The organism is Oleiphilus sp. HI0080, assembly GCF_001635135.1.
This window is the reverse complement of the sequence record NZ_LWFU01000178.1, coordinates 1-622: the sequence shown is the minus strand read 5'-3', so window position 1 is coordinate 622 and position 622 is coordinate 1. Positions and strand designations below refer to the sequence as shown.

Sequence of the window (622 nt, the reverse complement as noted above, 5' to 3'; positions counted from 1 at the left end):
TTGTTAATAGGTACTCTCCTAATAATTTAGTTGCCCAATACTCTTCATTTTTCACCCCAACTTTCAATTCCGTAACAGCCGCCACTCTCGTCTTATCTTCTTGAAGGAGCCGGTTTATACGAGGTTTTCTAATCTGGGTTTCGAGTACATCTAAAACTTGACTAGAGCTATATTTCCCCAAGCGCCTTTCGTTAGCAAAAAAAGCAGCCTCCCATTCCTTTAATTGTTCGTTTCGTGCTTCGATTTCAGCCAAACTTGGCGCCGGTAGTCCATATTTTGGGTCATACTCTATACTGCTCGGCAACCCCTTAAAACGAGTTGTATTTTTATCAGGTAATATTTCATACTGCTCTCTGAGCTTACTTTCTAAAGATCCTTGCCAAAATTGCATGTGGTCGTGGACATCCAGCTGAACCTCTAACAAGAGAGCTTTCAACGAAACGGAGCAAGGGGAGGTGCAAAGCGTACCGCCAAACAATTTATCTAGGAGAACTGCATTTTTCTTAAAGATTTTTACTACACCAAAGCTATGTAACAACTGATCGACAATCAAGTAATCCCTGAACTCAAGCACTAAAAAAGGTGAAGTAAAACCATCTACAACATCGCTACTGTTACAGTT

The 622-nt window shown here is 40.7% G+C and carries 1 protein-coding gene; it reads right to left on the bottom strand.

What is annotated here, in order from left to right; translation table 11 throughout:
* The coding region (locus tag A3751_RS22495; protein WP_197466105.1) for a hypothetical protein at positions 1–622 on the bottom strand (622 nt) is incomplete at both ends.